The 17,405-nt window shown below is 63.3% G+C and carries 15 protein-coding genes; 11 read left to right on the forward strand and 4 right to left on the reverse strand.

All coding sequences use genetic code 11. The features are described 5' to 3' along the window. The first annotated feature begins 174 nt into the window (after positions 1-174). The 11 genes from AZF01_RS16495 (at position 175) to AZF01_RS23580 (ending at position 12,221) form a co-directional block, all read left to right on the forward strand. Positions 175-789: a DsbA family protein gene (locus tag AZF01_RS16495; RefSeq protein ID WP_024710066.1), complete on the forward strand. Its 615-nt coding sequence runs from the start codon at positions 175-177 to the stop codon at positions 787-789. Positions 790-917: 128 nt separating this feature from the next. Further along, a complete protein-coding gene (locus tag AZF01_RS16500) occupies positions 918-2,720 on the forward strand; it encodes an adenine deaminase (protein WP_024710065.1) in 1,803 nt (600 codons plus the stop codon). 392 nt (positions 2,721-3,112) lie between these two features. Continuing rightward, entirely contained in the window at positions 3,113-4,267 is a 1,155-nt protein-coding gene (locus tag AZF01_RS16505; RefSeq protein ID WP_024710064.1) for a Gfo/Idh/MocA family protein, read from the forward strand. Between the two features lie 2 nt (positions 4,268-4,269). Further along, the gene (locus AZF01_RS16510; protein WP_024710063.1) at positions 4,270-5,427 is read left to right on the forward strand and encodes a dihydrodipicolinate synthase family protein; all 1,158 of its coding nucleotides are present in this window, start codon (positions 4,270-4,272) and stop codon (positions 5,425-5,427) included. Positions 5,428-5,431: 4 nt separating this feature from the next. Then, complete coding sequence (locus tag AZF01_RS16515; RefSeq protein ID WP_024710062.1) at positions 5,432-6,259, forward strand: sugar phosphate isomerase/epimerase; 828 nt, start codon at positions 5,432-5,434, stop codon at positions 6,257-6,259. Between the two features lie 160 nt (positions 6,260-6,419). Beyond that, positions 6,420-7,430: a tripartite tricarboxylate transporter substrate binding protein gene (locus AZF01_RS16520; protein WP_024710061.1), complete on the forward strand. Its 1,011-nt coding sequence runs from the start codon at positions 6,420-6,422 to the stop codon at positions 7,428-7,430. Positions 7,431-7,661: 231 nt separating this feature from the next. Further along, positions 7,662-8,162, forward strand: a complete 501-nt coding sequence (locus AZF01_RS16525) for a tripartite tricarboxylate transporter TctB family protein (protein ID WP_081725896.1) — start codon at positions 7,662-7,664, stop codon at positions 8,160-8,162. Continuing rightward, complete coding sequence (locus AZF01_RS16530) at positions 8,159-9,703, forward strand: tripartite tricarboxylate transporter permease (protein WP_024710059.1); 1,545 nt, start codon at positions 8,159-8,161, stop codon at positions 9,701-9,703. The genes AZF01_RS16525 and AZF01_RS16530 overlap by 4 nt, the downstream gene beginning before the upstream one ends. Positions 9,704-9,714: 11 nt before the next feature. Beyond that, complete coding sequence (locus tag AZF01_RS16535; protein ID WP_024710058.1) at positions 9,715-10,383, forward strand: TetR/AcrR family transcriptional regulator; 669 nt, start codon at positions 9,715-9,717, stop codon at positions 10,381-10,383. Positions 10,384-10,459: 76 nt separating this feature from the next. Continuing rightward, positions 10,460-11,818: an enolase C-terminal domain-like protein gene (locus AZF01_RS16540; protein ID WP_024710057.1), complete on the forward strand. Its 1,359-nt coding sequence runs from the start codon at positions 10,460-10,462 to the stop codon at positions 11,816-11,818. Positions 11,819-12,077: 259 nt separating this feature from the next. After that, the gene (locus tag AZF01_RS23580; protein WP_081725895.1) at positions 12,078-12,221 is read left to right on the forward strand and encodes a DUF1127 domain-containing protein; all 144 of its coding nucleotides are present in this window, start codon (positions 12,078-12,080) and stop codon (positions 12,219-12,221) included. Between the two features lie 249 nt (positions 12,222-12,470). Here the strand turns inward: AZF01_RS23580 and AZF01_RS16545 are convergent, their stop codons facing one another. From AZF01_RS16545 to AZF01_RS16560, 4 genes are all read right to left on the reverse strand, one after another. Continuing rightward, complete coding sequence (locus tag AZF01_RS16545) at positions 12,471-13,271, reverse strand: metallophosphoesterase family protein (protein WP_024710056.1); 801 nt, start codon at positions 13,269-13,271, stop codon at positions 12,471-12,473. 157 nt (positions 13,272-13,428) lie between these two features. After that, positions 13,429-14,121, reverse strand: a complete 693-nt coding sequence (gene araD / locus AZF01_RS16550; RefSeq protein ID WP_024710055.1) for an L-ribulose-5-phosphate 4-epimerase AraD — start codon at positions 14,119-14,121, stop codon at positions 13,429-13,431. Between the two features lie 13 nt (positions 14,122-14,134). Further along, on the reverse strand, positions 14,135-15,643 hold the full coding sequence (gene araA, locus AZF01_RS16555) for an L-arabinose isomerase (RefSeq protein WP_024710054.1): 1,509 nt from the start codon (positions 15,641-15,643) through the stop codon (positions 14,135-14,137). Between the two features lie 38 nt (positions 15,644-15,681). After that, the gene (locus tag AZF01_RS16560) at positions 15,682-17,340 is read right to left on the reverse strand and encodes a ribulokinase (protein WP_024710053.1); all 1,659 of its coding nucleotides are present in this window, start codon (positions 17,338-17,340) and stop codon (positions 15,682-15,684) included. Between the last annotated feature and the right edge of the window lie 65 nt (positions 17,341-17,405).

Raw genomic sequence — 17,405 nt, forward strand, 5'->3', positions numbered from 1 at the left:
GCTCCCTCTATTTCCTTATGGTGAGTGAAGCGGAACAAGGCTGTCCATGTCCAATTTCAATTTCTCATATTTCGATAGAAAATTTTTATCAAACTGCGCCTCGCGCAAAGTTGATGGGTGGCAAGCCGGAAGCATCTCCTATATTCGAACCTCATCCGATCAAAGGAGTTTCAGATGATGCAAAGACGCAGCCTGCTGAAGGGCGTCCTCGCGGGTTCGGGACTGGCGCTGTCGCCTTTCGGCGCGGCCTTCGCTCACGAACCGACGCCACAGGAGGTTTTCGCGGACCCGAACGCGCCCGTCCTCGGCAATCCGGAAGGCGACGTTACCGTGGTCGAATATTTCGACTTCCAGTGCACCTATTGCAAGCGCGACTACCCGATGGTGCGCGACGTCGTGGCAAAGGACGGCAATGTGAGGCTGGTGATGAAGGACTGGCCGATCTTCGGCGAGGTCTCCGTCTACGCCGCCCAGGCTGTTCAGGGCGCGGCGGCTCTCGGCGAATATGACACGGCGCTCAACGCGCTGATGACCGCGCAGGGACGTCTCACGCATGAGCGGATCGAAACGCTTCTGACCGCCGCCGGGCTGGATTTCGACGCCATTGCCGAGGCGGTGAAGGCGAACGAGAAGAAGATCTCCGACCTGCTCGATCGCAACTACCACCAGGCCGAAGCCTTCCAGTTCAATGGCACGCCCTCCTATGTCATCGGCCGCATGGTCTATCCGGGCGTGCTCGACAGGATCATGCTGGAATCGGCGATCGCCGAGGCGCGATCGGCAGGCTGAATGCCGCAAAACCGCCCGGGCAGGCCTTTGCAAGAAAGCTCTGGACCGTCCGCCGCGCCATGGTTAGCCTCCACGGCGAAAGCGTCCGTCCGTGACGCGCGCCAACCTGACCAGCACGAAGGCCGATCATGAGCAAGCTGACACGTTTTTCTGTCGCCCCACTTTCCGAAATGACCCGGCGGCTCGCCGACGTCGCCTTTGGCCGCGAGGAGCCCGACCTCGTCATCACCGGCGCGCGCGCGCTGTCGACCTATTCGGAACGCATGCTCGACGACCGCGAACTCTGGATTGCGGGCGGCCGCATCGCCGCGATGAAACCGGCCGGAACCTATCGCGGCAAGGCGGCGAACGTCCACGACGTCAAGGGCGGCATCATTGCGCCCGGCCTGGTGGATCCGCATCTCCATATCGAATCCAGCATGGTCACGGCCTGCGCCTATGCCGAGGCAGCGCTTCTGAACGGCACCACGACGATCTTCTGTGACAGCCACGAAATCGGCAATGTGATGGATGTCGCGGGCGTGGAGGCGATGCTGGAGGATGCGCGCGAGGCGCCGCTTTCGATCTTCCTCACGGTTCCCAGCACGGTTCCGGCCACCAGTCCCGGGATGGAAACGGCCGGCGGCGACCTGACGCCGGAAAAGATCGCGAAAATCTTCGACCGCTGGCCGGAGGCCGTCGCGCTCGGCGAGAAGATGGACTTCGTGCCGGTGGCCATGAGTGACGAGCGCTCGCATGCCATCATCGCCGAATCGCTCAAACGCGGCCGTCCGGTCTCCGGCCATGTCTATGGTCGCGATTTCGTAGCGGCCTATGCCGCTGCCGGCGTGACCGATACACATGAGGCGATCGATCGCGAGATCGCCAATGACCTGATCGAAGCGGGCGTCTGGGTCTTCCTGCGCGGCGGCCCGCCGACCACGCCCTGGCATTCGCTGCCCGAGGCGATCAAGGCCGTCACCGAGCTCGGCGCCTCCCACAAGCGGGTGGCCGTCTGCACCGATGACCGCGACGCCGACGACCTCTTGATGTTCGGCCAGGACTGGGTGACGCGCCAGGCGGTGAAGGCCGGCATGAAGCCGGAACAGGCCTGGTCGATGGGCTCGTTGCATGGCGCCACGCGTTTCGGCATGGGCGAGGAGATCGGCGGGCTCGGCGGCGGCAGACGCGCCGATATCGTGCTGCTGGACGACACGCTGAAGCCGGTCAACACCTGGTATGGCGGCGAACTCGTCGTGGAAGACGAAAAGGTGACGCCGCTGCTTGATGAAGCGCTTTCGAAGCGTTATCGCTATCCGGAAGCCGCCTATCATACGGTGAAACTGCCGAAGGAGATCAGGCTGACGCCCGATCTTCCGACGAAAAAGGTCGTGGCTCACTGCATCCGCACCGAACTGCCCGGCATCACGCTGATCCACGACAGGATCGAGCTCGAACTGGCGAATGACTGGCAGGACCATTTCGACCGGCACGACCTCTGCTTCGTCTCGGTGATCGAGCGCCACGGCAAGTCCGACGGCAATGTCGCCAACGGCCTGCTTGCCGACTTCTCGCTGAAGCGCGGCGCCGTCGCCTCGTCCGTCGGCCATGACAGCCACAACATCATCGTCGCCGGCACCAACGAGGCCGACATGCAGGTGGCTGTGCGCGCCATCGAGGAGAGCCAGGGCGGCGTTTGCGTGGTCAATGAGGGCAAGGTCCGCGCCATGGTCGAACTGCCGATCGCGGGGCTTCTTTCCGACAAGCGCGTGAACGATGTCGCAGACGCCGTGCGCGTGCTGAAGCTCGAATGGGAGGAAGCGGGCTGCGCCATCCCCTATATGGGCTTCAACCTCATCCCGCTCTCCGTCATCCCCGAAATCCGCCTCACCGACAAGGGACTGGTTCTGGTGCCGGAGATGGAAGTGATCGACCTGTTCGAGGAGGTGTGAGGGCGCGCGCACACGACTTGTCCATTGCCGCATCTGTCCCACCGGGATTTCGGTTCCCTGATGGTCGTTCACCACCCACTTGCGTCATGCTCGGGCCTGTCCCGAGCATCTAACCACGTCTGACGCGAGAAGCGTTGGCGAACGGTTGTCGTGACGGTTCGAGGTTTCATGACGCCGCAGACGCCTGTCGGCGGGCAAGGCGCTTGGCTCCTCGGGGCAGGGCCCGAGGGTGACGCCGAGAAAGACGGCCTTGCATTGTTTTTTACGCCCCGTCTCAATCGTCCGATCCCTGAAACCGCCTCCCATCCGACACCCTGATTTTCCATTTGTCCGTCCTTGACCAATTTATTACTAACTGGTAGGTAATAAGCAGGTTGATGGGAGGAAAATAAATGTCTGATACCAATCGTATCGGGATCATCATGCACGGCGTTACCGGCCGCATGGGCATGAACCAGCATTTGATCCGTTCGGTTCTGGCCATCCGCGATTCTGGCGGACTGCGCCTGAAAGACGGCTCCAGGGCGATGCCGGACCCGATCATTGTCGGCCGCAACGCCGCCAAGATCGAGGAGCTGGCGAGGCGCCATAACGTTGAGCGCTACACGACCGATCTCGATGCGGCGCTTGCCGATCCCTATAACATCATCTTCTTCGATGCCGCCTCGACCAAGCTGCGGCCGACATTGCTCCGCAAGGCGATCGATGCCGGCAAGCATGTCTATTCCGAAAAGCCGGTTTCCGAAGGCCTTGAAGAGGCCGTCTCGATTGCCCGCTACGCCAAGGAAAAGGGCGTCAAGAACGGTATCGTCCACGACAAGCTCGACCTTCCGGGCCTTCTCAAGCTGAAGCGCCTGCGCGACAACGGTTTTTTCGGCAAGATCCTCTCGGTGAAGGGCGAGTTCGGCTACTGGGTCTTCACCGGCGAGGACCAGCCGGCCCAGCGCCCGAGCTGGAACTACCGCGCGGCAGACGGCGGCGGCATGGTCTCCGACATGCTCTGCCATTGGCGCTACGTGCTCGACAATGTGGTGGCGCCGGTCAAATCCGTGTCCTGCACCACCGCAACCCATATCCCGACGCGGTATGACGAAGAGGGCAATGAATATCAGGCAACCGCCGATGACGCGGCCTATGCCACTTTCCAGCTCGAGGGCGATATCGTTGCCCATATCAATTCGAGCTGGTGCACAAGGGTGCGCCGCGACGACCTTGTGACCTTCCAGATCGACGGCACCCATGGCTCGGCCGTCGCCGGCCTGCACAAGTGCTATAGCCAGCACCGCGCCAACACGCCGAAACCTGTCTGGAACCCGGACGAGCCGCAGAAGATGAACTTCTTCGACGACTGGCAGGAAGTGCCTGACAACACCGTGTTCGACAACGGCTTCAAGGTGCAGTGGGAACAATTCCTGCGCCACGTTCTGGAAGATGCCCCCTTTGCCTACACGCTGAGCGAAGGCGCCAAGGGCGTGCAGCTTGCCGAGGCCGGCTACGAGAGCGCGCGCGAACGCCGCTGGGTTGACCTCGAAGATCTGGGGATCTGATCATGACCGCTATCAAGCTTCCGACCGTTTCAGGCGGCCTCGAAACCTTCACCTTCTCCGGCAAGCCGGTCGCCGCAGACAAGGGCGAGTGGAACCGTTCCGTTTTTGCAGCCGCCCATGTCGTCGTCGATCCGCTCGCCGACAACAATCCCTGGTCCGACTGCAATGTCGACTGGGACAGGACGCTCGCCTTCCGCCGTCATCTGTGGTCGCTCGGCTTCGGCGTGGCCGAGGCCATGGACACGGCCCAGCGCGGCATGGGCATGGACTGGCCGACCTCGCTGGAACTGATCCAGCGCTCGGTGAAAGAGGCAAAGGCCGGCGGTCATTCGATCGCCTGTGGCGCGGGCACCGACCATCTCGATCCCGCTGACGCAAAGACCATCGATGACGTGATCGCGGCTTACGAAATGCAGTGCGAGGCGGTGGAGGCAACCGGCGGCCAGGTGATCCTGATGGCGTCCCGCGCACTCTGCCGGGTCGCCAAGAGCGCCGATGACTATGCCCGTGTCTATGGCCGCATCCTGCAGGGACTCAGAAAGCCTGCCATTCTGCACTGGCTCGGAGAGATGTTCGATCCCGCGCTCGAAGGCTATTGGGCGAGCGCCGATCACATGACGGCGATGGACACCTGCCTGCAGGTGATCGCCGGCAACGCCGACAAGGTCGACGGCATCAAGATCTCGCTGCTGTCTGCCGAAAAGGAAATCGCCATGCGTCGCCGGCTGCCCGACGGCGTGAAGATGTATACCGGCGACGACTTCAATTATCCCGAACTGATTGCCGGCGACGACCAGGGCTACAGCCACGCGCTCCTCGGCATTTTCGATCCGATCGCGCCGGTCGCCGCCACCGGTCTTGCAGCCCTTGCCAAGGGCGACATGCAGCGCTGGAACGCGGTGATGGAGCCGACCGTGCCGCTCTCGCGCCACATCTTCAAGGCGCCGACGCGCTATTACAAGACCGGCGTCGTGTTTCTGGCCTATCTGATGGGCCATCAGGACCATTTCACCATGCTCGGCGGCCAGCAGAGCGCCCGTTCCGCGCAGCATCTGGCCGACGTCGTGCGCCTTGCCGACAAGGCCGGGTTGATCGCCGATGCCGACATGGCGGCAACGCGTACCGCCCGCGTGATGGCAACGTATGGCATAGGGACCTGAGCGCATGGAGACGATTACTCCCGAACGGCTTTCCCTGAACACCGCCACGACGCGCCCGCAATGGGCGCTCGACAAGGCGATCGACGGGGCCGCGCGCCACGGCCTGGGCGGCGTGTCGCCATGGCGCGACCAGTTGCAGGCACTCGGCGCGGAGAAAGCGGCGCGCCAGCTTCGCGAAGCCGGACTTTCCGTTTCCGGGCTCTGCCGCGGCGGCTGGTACACGGCTGAAGGCGCCTTGACGAAGAGCGTGCTGGACGACAATCGCCGCGCCGTGGATGAGGCGGCAACCATCGGGGCGGCCTGCCTCGTCATGGTGGTCGGCGGACTTGCCCCCAGAAGCCGCGACCTTGAGGGCGCGCGGGCCATGATCGAGGAAGGTCTCGGTAAGACGCTTGAATTTGCCCGCACCGTCGGCGTGAAGATCGCCATCGAGCCGCTTCATCCGATGTATGCCGCAGACCGCGCCGCCGTGAACACCATGGCCCAGGCACTCGACATCTGCGATCGCCTCGGCGACGGCATCGGCGTCGCCGCGGACGTCTATCACATCTGGTGGGACCCGGACGTCAAGGCACAGATCGCGCGCGCGGGCAAAGACCGGCTCATGGCCTTCCATCTGTGCGACTGGCTGGTGCCGACCACCGACATGCTGAATGATCGCGGCATGATGGGCGACGGCGTGATCGACATTCCAGACCTGCGCCGGGCCGTGGAGGCGGAAGGCTTTGCCGGCCTCAACGAGGTCGAGATCTTCTCGGCGGAGAACTGGTGGAAGCGCGACCCGGACGAGGTGCTGGAAACGATCATCGCGCGGGCCGCCGGTTACTGCTGAACGAGGAACATGCCTGCCCGCGCAGGCAGGTGGCTGCGCGCCGCGCTTTCAGGGAAGAGGAGTCCCCGGCGGCGGTGCGGCCCGGAAACTGCGCATTCGCCGCACCCGGCATCAGGCCGGGCGCACTCAATCGACCATCCGGTCGTCAAGGGAGGAGACTATGCATACCACGTTCTTGAATCTGGCCGTTTCCACGGCCGCATTCGCCGTTATCGCCTCAGGCGCTGCAACCGCACAGACATGGGAGCCCGACCGCCCGATCAACATCATCGTGCCGTGGTCGGCCGGCGGCTCCACCGACCAGGTTACCCGCGTCGTCGCGCCGATCCTGGAAGAAGCGCTCGGGACCGAGGTCGTCGTCGTCAACCAGCCCGGCGCCTCCGGATCGATCGGCACCAAGGCGGCGCTTGACGCACCGCGCGACGGCTATACCTGGACGGCGAACGCGATCGCCAACAACGCGACCTATCAGGTCTCGGGCCTTCTGGAGGAATCCGGTATCGATGATTACCGGGTCTATCTCCATGTCGCCAATGCGCCGGTGATCTCGGTCAACGCCGACGCGCCCTACAAGGATTTCGGCGAGCTTCTGGAAGCCATGAAAACCGGCAATGTCACCGTCGGCACCGCCGGCGTCACCTCGTCGGGCGGCATGGCGCTGGCAGCGCTCAGGGATGCCGCCGGCGGCGACATGACCGCGCGCATGGTGACCTATGACGGCGGCAATCCGGCCGTGATCGCAGCGGCCTCCGGCGAGGTCGACATGACCACGCAGCTGGCCGTGGAGCAGACGGAGATGATCAAGGCCGGTCGCCTGCGCCCACTCGCCGTCATTTCCGACACGCCGCTCGAGATCGAAGGCCTGGAGCCGGTTCCGCCGGTCACCAACTGGCTCGACATGCATGTGGCGCCAGATTATTTCGGCGTCTTCATCCCCGCCGGCGCGCCTCAGGAGGTCTACGATACCGTCGACCAGGTTTGGGAAGAGCATGTGATGAACGCTCCGGCGCTGAAGAAATACGCCAATGAACGCGGCGCCATGTTCAATCCGAGTTATGGCGATCAGGCCCGCGAGCGCGCCATGCCCGTGGTGATCTCGGAAGCCTGTGCGCTCAAATCGCGGGGCGAGGCCGTCAAGGACCCGTCGGAACTCGGCATCACCTGCGAATAGGGCGCGTCCAGGAGAAGGGGAACCCGGTTTTCCGTCCGGACGCGCGGAAAAACAAAAGGTTAGAGCATGTCCACGATTCAAGGAGACGCGGACATGCTCTGGCGCCGGGGCCGGATCTTGCGGTAGGGCCGGCGGGCCCTGCCCTCTTCTCTCGGCACATATGGTCGAGGCAAGGACTAAAGGCGTCCTCGCGCCCGCCGTCTCACTCACGCCCGAAACCCGGAGGACGACATGCTGAAGTTACGTTCCGTAGACCTTACCGTGACCGTCATTCTTCTGGCGATCGGCATTGCCCAGTTCGTCGGCGGTTTGACCATGGATCGGCTGGAGATGCGGCGCATTCACCCCGCCAGCATTCCCGGCCTGCTGCCGATGATCCTCGGCATTGCCATCACAATTGTGGCCGGGCTGCAGCTCTGGGGCTTGATGCGCCTAAGGGAAAATGATGACGGCGCCCATGTGTCCGGTCTCATTGCGCGCGCGGAGTTGCTGAAGCTTCTGGGCCTTATCGCGATCTGCGCCGCCTATGCGCTTTTTCTCGTCGGACGCATCCACTTCTGGGCTGCGAGCAGCCTGTTTGTCGCAAGCTTCATCATCATCTTCGAATTTTCCTCCGGCATGCCGCGCAGGGCGCTGTTTTTCATGATCGCGCGTGCCGTGATCATCGCCGTCGCCTTCGGCGGCGCGCTGTCATATCTCTTTGAGGATCTCTTTCTGGTGCGACTGCCATGAACACGGTTTTCGACGCGCTTTTCTCCGCTTTCGCCAACCTTTCGACGCCGATGATGCTGTTCAACGTCGTCTGGGCGACGCTGCTCGGCATTTTCGTCGGCGCGCTGCCCGGCCTGACGGCGACCATGGGCGTCGCGCTTCTGACGACGCTGACCTATTCGCTCGACCGCGACGCGGCGATCCTGGTGCTGATCTGCATGTATGTGGGCGCGATCTACGGCGGCTCGCGCAGCGCCATCCTGCTCAATATTCCCGGAACGCCGGCAAGTGCCGCAACCGCGCTCGACGGGTTTCCCCTGGTGCGCCAGGGCAAGGGCGCGCTTGCCATGGCGATCGCGACGCTCGGCTCCATGCTCGGCACGCTGGTCGGCATTGTCATGCTGATCGCGATTGCGCCGCCCCTGGCGGAAGCCGCCTTCGGCTTCGGTTCCTATGAATTCTTCTGGCTGGCGCTGTTCGGCATCGTCATTTCCGGCCAGCTCACCCATTCCGGCGAGCCGCTGAAAGGGTATATGGCCGGCCTCATCGGGCTTTCGGTGGCGATGATCGGCTCGGAAGGCATTCATTCCTATGTCCGTTTCAATTTCGACATCCAGCAGATGAATGGCGGCATCGACCTGATTCCGGCGATGGTCGGCGCTTTCGGCTTTGCCGAGGTTCTGTTCGCCATGACGCTGCCGGCCGCCCAGATGGTGGAGAAGAAATCCGTCCCCGCCCCGATCCGAGACCTGCTGAAAAGCGTGTGGCGCTACAAGCGCACCGTGTTCGAAAGCGGCGTCATCGGCACCCTGGTCGGCATCATTCCCGGCGTGGGCGAGGATATCGGCGCCTGGGGCTCCTACGCCGCCGCCAAGCGCCATTCGAAGGAGCGCGCGGAATTCGGCAAGGGCAGTCAGGAGGGTCTGATCGCAGCCGAAACAGGCAATTCCGCCGTGGTGCCGGGCTCTTTGATCCCGACGCTGACGCTCGGCGTCCCGGGCTCGGCTTCCGCCGCCGTGCTGATTGCCGCGCTCTTCCTGCATGGCGTGCGCCCCGGCCCGATGATCATGTTCGACCAGCCGGAAATGATCTACACCATTGCCGTGATGCTGATCTTTGCGACGATTGCCATGGGCGTTTTCGGCATGGCGCTGACGCCGGTCTTCGTCCGCGTTCTGAAAGTGCCGCGCACCATCCTGATGCCCCTGGTTTTCTGCCTCTGCGTCATCGGGCCCTATGCGTTGACCCAGCGGATCTTCGACATCTGGGTCATGTTCTTCTTCGGCGTCGTCGGCTATGTGCTGCGCAGGCTGAACTATCCGATGGCCCCGCTCGTGCTCGGCATCATTCTCGGCAGCCTGCTCGACAAGAGCCTGAGACGCGGCCTCATTCTGTCGAACGGCGACATCACAGCCTTCTTCACACGACCGGTCTCGGCGGGCTTTGCGATCGTGATCGCTCTGATCATCCTGCTTTCTATCCCGCCGGTTCGTCGTCTTCTGCAGTTCAAACGCAAAGGCGGCAGTGCTAACAGGGAAGAGACGGGCAACGGCGCGGATTAGGGAGAGACGCAGTGGCGAGAAGCGGCAAGGCGACGGCAACAAGGGCAAGGCGGGGCGTGCGCGACGCGGAGGCCTCGCGCGCCGCTATCCTCCAGGCCGCGCTCGATGAATTTTCCTCCGTCGGCTATGACGGAGCGCGCGTCGACCGGATCGCCGCCGAAGCGGGACTTTCGAAGCCGCTGCTCTACGACTATTTCGGCGACAAGGACGAGCTCTACAAGGCGGCGCTGCGGGAGGCCTATGTGCAGATCCGCGCCGGCGAGGAAAAACTCGCCCTCGACGCGCTTTCGCCGGAAGAGGCGGTCGCCGCGCTCGTGATGTTCACAATGACCCATTTCCGCACCCGACCCTGGTTCATCACCATGCTGAACACAGAGAACCTGCGGCACGGCTCTTCCGTCAGTGCCATCGGAGACCGGCGCGAAATCCAGTCGAAGCTTCTGGTCAAGCTTTCGGACGTGCTCAAGCGCGGTTGGGAGGACGGCGTCTTCAAGCGCCGCGCCAAGCCGCTCGAGGTCTATATCATGATCGCCTCGCTCTGCTATTTTCCGGTGTCCAACCGTTTCACGCTTGCCGAGGTCTTCGGTTTCGACACCAGCGAGCAGGGGCTCAACGCTCACGCCAGACGCGCCACCGAGGCCGTGGTCGGCTGGCTGAGGCAAAAAGGGGAGGAGGCATGAAGCCTCTTGCCGTCGCCACAGCCAGGGCCAGCGCACCGTTCGCCAAAACCCGTCATGGCGCGCTCGGGAGAGGCGGATGACGGACGCGCCGCGGCTTGAGGTCAACGCCGTCTCTTTCGCCACGCGGCGGGTCCGCTTCCGCCTGCCATTTCATTTCGGCAACAGCGTCGTCACCGAGACGGAAGAGGGCGTTGTCTCGCTGACGATCACCGTCGGCGGCAAACGGGCGGAAGGGCGCTCCGCCCAGCTTCTCGTGCCACGCTGGTTCGACAAGCGCGCCGTCCGCAGCAATGACGAGACAGTCGCGGATCTGCGCCTGTCGCTGGAGATTGCCTGCCGGCTGGCCGAGACCATTTCAGGGGAAACGATCGGCGAAGCGACAACCCGCCTGCGCGCCGGCACTGAAGCGGCGATGCCCGCCGGCACGCCGCGCCTTGCCGCCCATTTCGGCCCCGCCCTTGTCGAAATGGCGTTGATCGACGCGCTGTGCTTTGCCTTCGGCCTTAACTTCACCCAGGCTGCACGGGCCGATCTCTTCGGCGTGGCGGCCATGACGGCGCCCGATATCGCGCCGCAGACAATCACAGCGACGCTCGCCCGCATCGCCCCGCTGCCGGCGATCACGCCGCGCCAGACCATCGGTTTCGACGCTCCTTTGACGGCGGCAGCGGTCCCGACGGAGATGCCCGAAGACGGCCGTCCGGTCAGTCTTGAAGCGATCATCCGCGCCACCGGCATCCGCGCCTTCAAGATCAAGCTCAAGGGCGACCCGGACGCCGATATCGACAGGCTTTCGGCGATTGCCCGGATCGTGGGCGCCATGGACGGTTTGCGCGTGACGCTCGATGCCAACGAACAATACTCCGCTGCGCGGTTTGCCGGCTTTCTCGACCGGCTTGTTGCCGACGCGACGCTGTCTTCCTTCCGCGAGGCGATTGCCTTCATCGAACAGCCTTTCGACCGGGAGGAAGCGCTTGCACACGACATCACGCCGGAGATCGGACGTTTCCCGCTGGTCATCGATGAAAGCGACGATCATGATGGGGCCTTTGCGAGCGCGCTGGAACGCGGCTGGTCGGGAACATCGATCAAATCCTGCAAGGGCGTTCTGCGCGCGCTTCTCAACTTCTGCCGCGTGCAGGCAGCCCGCGCCGAGGGCAGACGGGTCTTCATTTCGGCGGAAGACCTGACATGCCAGCCGGGCCTCTGCTGGCAGCAGGACACCCTGGTGGCGGCCACCCTGGGCCTCGCCGATGTCGAGCGTAACGGCCATCATTTCGCAGGCGGAATGCAGGGATGCGACGATCTGCAGAAGGCGCGTCTTCTTGCCGCCCATCCGGACATCTATACGAAGCAGAACGGCCAAATCGGCCTCAGGATCATCGACGGGACGATCGCGGTCGGTTCGCTCTTCGTCCCGGGATTCGGCCGTTAGTGCGCCCTGCGTCCATTCGGACGCACAAAGGACGAACCTATTGAAGCCACGCATCGCGCTTTCTCTTGCAGGCGCGGCCGCTTCGGCGAAAAGCCGGCGCGACGCCCTCGCCCGCCATCTGCCCACATTTAAGGCATACAAATAGAGCCTTGCGTTTTTTGCATAGGGGCATTGCTTTTGCCCCACTGCCTCATCGCAAAGCCACCGCGTATATAGGGATCAACAACAGCGAAGACGAAGCCAACACAGGAGACCGGAAATGAGCATGACTCGTTCGTTCAACAACTGGCTCAAATACCGCGAAACCGTGACCGAGCTTGGCCGCATGAGCAACCGCGAACTGCACGACCTCGGCATCAATCGCGAAGATATCCGTCGCGTTGCCCGCAAGGCCGCGTTCTAAGGAATTGACCCGGCCCGCCTGAGCGGGCCGCGGAAAAAGTTTTCGGAGCCGCGCCCTCCTCCTCCCAGCGCGCTTCGATCTGGACCAGCGATCCTCCTCCTCCCAATCGCTGGTCACCATGATGACGCCCACCGGATCCTCCTCCCCCGGTGGGCGTTTTCTTTTGTGCAAACGACCCACGGCGCCAGGATCAGCAGGACCAGGCGGCTCGCGGTCTCGTCAATTGTATCATGACAAGCTTCAGACAGTTCAGCGGGCAGGCTTGCCCGATGTGGCCTGGAGGAACTCAACCTCGCGATCCGGCCTGATGATCGCCGCCGTCAGGCGATCGGTGGCATAGGCGCCGGTGTCGATGGAGATCACGCCATTGGCCATCTGCGGCACCTGAACGATCGTGTGGCCGTGAACGATCCACTTCCCGTCGCGGCGCGGCAACTGGCCGAAGGCCTGATGTCCCCAGGTGAGGTTTCGGGAAGACTGCTCGTCAAGCGGCTTGCGCGGATCGGCGCCGGCATGGACCACGGCCATGTTGCCGCTCGTCCAGACAAGCGGCATCTCCTTCAGCCAGTCGAGCCGCTCCTCTCCGAGCTGTTCAATCACCGCATCGCGCAGGCGCGGAATGTCCTTCCTGCCGTAGGCGTCCCCCGTCGGCCCGAAACTGGCGACGGTCTGCAGGCCGCCATAACGCAGCCAGCGCTCGCCATTCTGCAAAGGATCGTCAAGAAACTCGAGAAACATCTCCTCGTGATTGCCCTTGAGGCAGATGACATCGGCACGTTCCTTTTGCCGGGCGAACAGCATGTCCAGAACCTTCGCCGAATGATCACCGCGATCGACATAATCGCCGACATGCACCAGGGGCAGGTCGGGCACCGCCCGATCGAGCTTTTCCCAAAGCCGCTCCAGGTTCTCGGCACAGCCGTGAATGTCGCCGATCGCGACAAAGGCGCGGTCTGGCTTCGGCAGGCCGCCGCGAAAACTCGGCGCCGGCTCCGGGCGCGGTGCGGATTTCGGCTTCGGCGAAGTAAACAGACGGCGCAGCGATTTCATCGGCGGAGCAAACCTCTCTTGGATGACAACCGGCCGGGCCTGCGGCCCGATCCGGTGACCCTAACACTAGGGTGAGGCTTGCTTCAGTTCAACATGATATACGGGGCCGAAACCGACACCAATCCAGACACGCCCGGATGGCCCCGGAATGTCCCGCCTATTCCGGCTGGCCGTAATAGGCCGTCGCCCCGTGCTTGCGCAGGAAATGCTTGTCGAGCAGTTCCTGTTCGATCGCCTGCAGGCCCGGATTGAGCTGCATCGACATCAGCGCCATCTCGGCGATACACTCCACCGCGACGGCAACCTCGACCGCCTTCGCCACCGACTTGCCCCAGGTGAACGGCGCATGACGATTGACGAGAACACCCGGAAAATCGAGCGGATTCAGGCCCTTGAATCGTTCGAGGATGACATTGCCGGTCTCCCATTCGTAAGCGGACGCGATCTCCTCCGGCGTCATCTTCCGCGTCACCGGAATCTCGCCGTAGAAATAATCGGCATGGGTGGTGCCGAAATTCGGGATGGGCTTGCCCGCCTGGGCAAAGGCCGTCGCCTTGGTGGAATGGGTATGGACCACACCGCCGATGCCCTCGAAGGCCATCAGCAGGCAGCGATGCGTCGGGGTGTCGGAGGAGGGCCTGAGATTGCCCTCCACGATCTTTCCGTCGAAATCGACGATCACCATGTTTTCCGGCGACAAATCGTCATAATCGACGCCGGAGGGCTTGATGGCGAAGACGCCCTTGTCGCGGTCGGCGGCGCTTGCATTGCCGAAGGTCAGGTTGATCAGCCCGTGGCGTGGAAGCGCGAGGTTGGCTTCATAGGCCTCGCGCCGGATTTCCGTATACATCAGATGCCCTTTCTCACGCCTTGATGCCGAGACCGAGATGCCAGTAGATCTCGTTGTTGCGAAGATCCTGCCTGAAGCGGTCAAGCTTCGTGTCATCGTTGATCACCGCAAGTTCGATCCCCGCCATGGTGGCGAAATCGTCCAGCATCTCCGTTGTCACGTCATTGCTGTAGGCGGTGTGATGGGCGCCGCCGGCAAGGATCCACGCCGAAAGCGCGGTCTTGAAGTCCGGCTTGCATTCCCAGACCGCGCGCGCGACCGGCAGGTTCGGCAGGTCGGGGTGGGGCACGGAGGTGACCTCGTTCACCAGCAGGCGGAAGCGGTTGCCCATGTCCATCAGGCTTGCGTTGAGCGCCGGTCCGAGCTTCGCGTTGAAAACCATGCGCACCGGATCGGCCTTGCCGCCGATGCCGAGCGGGTGGATCTCCACCTTCGGCTTGCCGTCGGCTATCGTCGGGCAGACTTCCAGCATATGCGAGCCGAGCACCTGCTCCTGGCCCGGCGCCATGTGATAGGTGTAATCCTCCATGAACGATGTCGCGCCGCTCATGCCGTGGCCCATCACCTTCAGCGCCCTGACCAGCGCCACCGTCTTCCAGTCACCCTCGCCGGCAAAGCCGTAGCCCGCCGCCATCATCCGCTGGGTCGCCATGCCCGGCAGCGTTTCCATGCCGTGCAGGTCCTCGAACGTGTCGGTGAAGCCCTTGAAGCCGCCGGCCTCCATGAAGGCCTTCAGGCCGAGCTCCTGGCGCGCGGCGTTCAGCAGCGCGTCGTGGCGCGCGCCGCCTCGTCTCAGCACATCGACGACATCATACCGGTTCTCGTATTCGGCCGCGAGCGCTGCGACGTCATCGTCGGCAAGCGTGTTCATCACGTCGACGAGGTCCATGATGCCGTAGCCGTTGACGGAAAAGCCGAGCTTCATTTCGGCTGCCACCTTGTCGCCCTCGGTCACCGCCACCTCGCGCATATTGTCGCCGAAGCGGCAGAAACGGCCGCCCTGCCAGTCGTCCCAGGCGCGCGCGGCGCGCATCCAGGCGTCGATCCGGGCATGGACTTCGGGGTCCGACCAGTGACCGGAGACCACCTTGCGGCCAAGCCGCATGCGGGTATGGATGAAGCCCGCCTCGCGGTCGCCATGGGCCGACTGGTTGAGGTTCATGTAGTCCATGTCGATCGTATCCCACGGCAGTTCGCGGGCATATTGCGTATGGAAATGCAGGAACGGCTTGTTGAGCATGGAGAGTCCGCGGATCCACATTTTCGACGGCGAGAATGTGTGCATCCAGAGGATCAGACCGCCGCATTCGGGGTCGGAATTGGCGCGCACGGCAAGTTCAGCGGCTTCCGCCGGGCTCTTGACGACGGGCTGCGGCACAATCTCGAGCGGCAGCTTGCCGTCCTTGGACAGGGCGGCGGCGATGGCGTTGAACTGCGCGTCGACTTCCGCCAGCGCTTCGGGTCCGTAAAGGTGCTGCGAGCCGCACACGAACCAGATTTTGAGGGGCTTCAGGCCGATCATCCTATTCATCCTTCTGCAATTGGCGGGACGGGGCGGGCTCAGCCGCGCACCTTGTCCCGAATTTCGATCAAATCCTTCATCACCTGCGACATGTCGCTGTCGCGGGTGATGCCGCCGAAACCATCGTGAAGCGTGAGGTAAAGCCCGTAGAGCTCCTCATAGATCGCGACGTTCTCGGGAATGGGGTCGTAGCGGATGTCCTTCAGCCCGGTCATCGCGCGCGTCGTTTCGCCGATATTCTCATGCGATCCGCCAACGGCGGCGGCCGCCACGGCAGCGCCCAGCGCGCAGGTCTGGGCCGAGCGCGTGACCAGCATGGTGCGGTTCATCACATCGGCATAGATCTGCATCAGCATCGGGTTCTTTTCGGCGATGCCGCCGGCGCAGACGACCTTGTCGATCGGCACGCCGAAATCCGTCATCCGCTCGACGATGGCGCGCGCGCCGAACGCGGTCGCCTCGACAAGAGCGCGATAGATTTCCGCGCGGGTCGAATAGAGCGTCTGGCCTAGGATCAGCCCCGTCAACCGCTGATCGACAAGGATCGTGCGATTGCCATTGTTCCAGTCAAGCGCAAGAAGGCCGCTCTGGCCAGGTTTCATCGCGGTCGCTTCTTCCGTCAATTCGCGGTGCAGTTCCGGTCCGCCCTGGCAGACGCGCTCCACCCACCACTTGAAGATGTCGCCGACGGCAGACTGTCCGGCCTCGATACCGAAAAAGCCCGGCAGAATAGAGCCTTCGACGATGCCGCAGACGCCCGGGATCGTGTCGGATTTGGAGAGATCGACGATCGCGCAGTCGCAGGTCGAGGTGCCGATGACCTTGACCAGCATGCCCTCCTCGATGCCGCAGCCGATCGAGCCCAGATGGTTATCGAAGGCGCCGGTGGCGATCGCGATGCCTTCCGGCAGGCCGAGCTTTTCCGCCCATTCAGGGCAGAGCGTGCCGGCGGGCACCGAGATATCCTGCGCCGTGTCATAGAGCCGGTCGCGCAGCTCGGCGATGGCCGGATCGAGCTTGCCGAGAAATTCCTTGTCCGGCAGCCCCCCCCATTTGGGATTGTAGAGGCCCTTGTGGCCGGCGGCGCACACGCCGCGCTTGATATCGGCCGGCGCCCTGACGCCGGCAAGCACGGAAGGAATCCAGTCGGCAAGCTCGACCCAGGAGGCCGCCGCATCAAAGACGCTCCGGTCGACATTGAGGCAGTGCCAGATCTTCGACCACCACCATTCCGATGAATAGGTATCGCCCACCATGGCGAGGTATTCGGGCCGTTCCGCCTTGCCGAGGGCAGTGATTTTTTCCGCCTCGCGCCAGCTCGTATGGTCCTTCCACAGCCAGCAATGGGCGTTGAGATTGTCGGTGAAACGCGGGTCCATCGCCAGCGCGCCGTTTTTCTCGTCCACCGGCAGCGGGCTGGAACCGGTTGAATCGATGCCGATCCCGATCACCTTCGCCGGATCGAAGGCCTCGTGCTTTGCCGCCTCGGCGAGCGCGCCGCGCACGCTTTCCTCGAGCCCTTTCAGATAGTCCGCCGGGCTCTGGCGCGCGAGCAGCGGGTCGGACGGGTCCAACAGCACGCCCTGGTCGCCGCTCGGGTAGTTGTAGACATGGGTTCCGTATTCAAAACCGTCGTCGCAGCCCACAACGAGCGCGCGAACCGAATTGGTTCCGTAATCGATTCCGATGGAGAACATTGTGTGCCTCGTTCTTATTGTCTCATTGTGTTGCCGACGCCGCCTTGTCCGCGCCGGCAACCTTC

Origin of the sequence: Martelella sp. AD-3, assembly GCF_001578105.1 — a bacterium.
Classification (GTDB): Bacteria; Pseudomonadota; Alphaproteobacteria; order Rhizobiales; family Rhizobiaceae; genus Martelella.

What these genes read in the sequence shown, in the direction of transcription:
- AZF01_RS16495 (WP_024710066.1), top strand. Translation starts at nt 175, where the DNA reads ATGATGCAAAGACGCAGCCTGCTGAAGGGCGTCCTCGCGGGTTCGGGA.
- AZF01_RS16500 (WP_024710065.1), top strand. Translation starts at nt 918, where the DNA reads ATGAGCAAGCTGACACGTTTTTCTGTCGCCCCACTTTCCGAAATGACC.
- AZF01_RS16510 (WP_024710063.1), top strand. Translation starts at nt 4,270, where the DNA reads ATGACCGCTATCAAGCTTCCGACCGTTTCAGGCGGCCTCGAAACCTTC.
- AZF01_RS16515 (WP_024710062.1), top strand. Translation starts at nt 5,432, where the DNA reads ATGGAGACGATTACTCCCGAACGGCTTTCCCTGAACACCGCCACGACG.
- AZF01_RS16520 (WP_024710061.1), top strand. Translation starts at nt 6,420, where the DNA reads ATGCATACCACGTTCTTGAATCTGGCCGTTTCCACGGCCGCATTCGCC.
- AZF01_RS16525 (WP_081725896.1), top strand. Translation starts at nt 7,662, where the DNA reads ATGCTGAAGTTACGTTCCGTAGACCTTACCGTGACCGTCATTCTTCTG.
- AZF01_RS16545 (WP_024710056.1), bottom strand. Translation starts at nt 13,271, where the DNA reads ATGAAATCGCTGCGCCGTCTGTTTACTTCGCCGAAGCCGAAATCCGCA.
- AZF01_RS16540 (WP_024710057.1), top strand. Translation starts at nt 10,460, where the DNA reads ATGACGGACGCGCCGCGGCTTGAGGTCAACGCCGTCTCTTTCGCCACG.
- AZF01_RS16560 (WP_024710053.1), bottom strand. Translation starts at nt 17,340, where the DNA reads ATGTTCTCCATCGGAATCGATTACGGAACCAATTCGGTTCGCGCGCTC.
- AZF01_RS16505 (WP_024710064.1), top strand. Translation starts at nt 3,113, where the DNA reads ATGTCTGATACCAATCGTATCGGGATCATCATGCACGGCGTTACCGGC.
- AZF01_RS16530 (WP_024710059.1), top strand. Translation starts at nt 8,159, where the DNA reads ATGAACACGGTTTTCGACGCGCTTTTCTCCGCTTTCGCCAACCTTTCG.
- AZF01_RS23580 (WP_081725895.1), top strand. Translation starts at nt 12,078, where the DNA reads ATGAGCATGACTCGTTCGTTCAACAACTGGCTCAAATACCGCGAAACC.
- araA (WP_024710054.1), bottom strand. Translation starts at nt 15,643, where the DNA reads ATGATCGGCCTGAAGCCCCTCAAAATCTGGTTCGTGTGCGGCTCGCAG.
- araD (WP_024710055.1), bottom strand. Translation starts at nt 14,121, where the DNA reads ATGTATACGGAAATCCGGCGCGAGGCCTATGAAGCCAACCTCGCGCTT.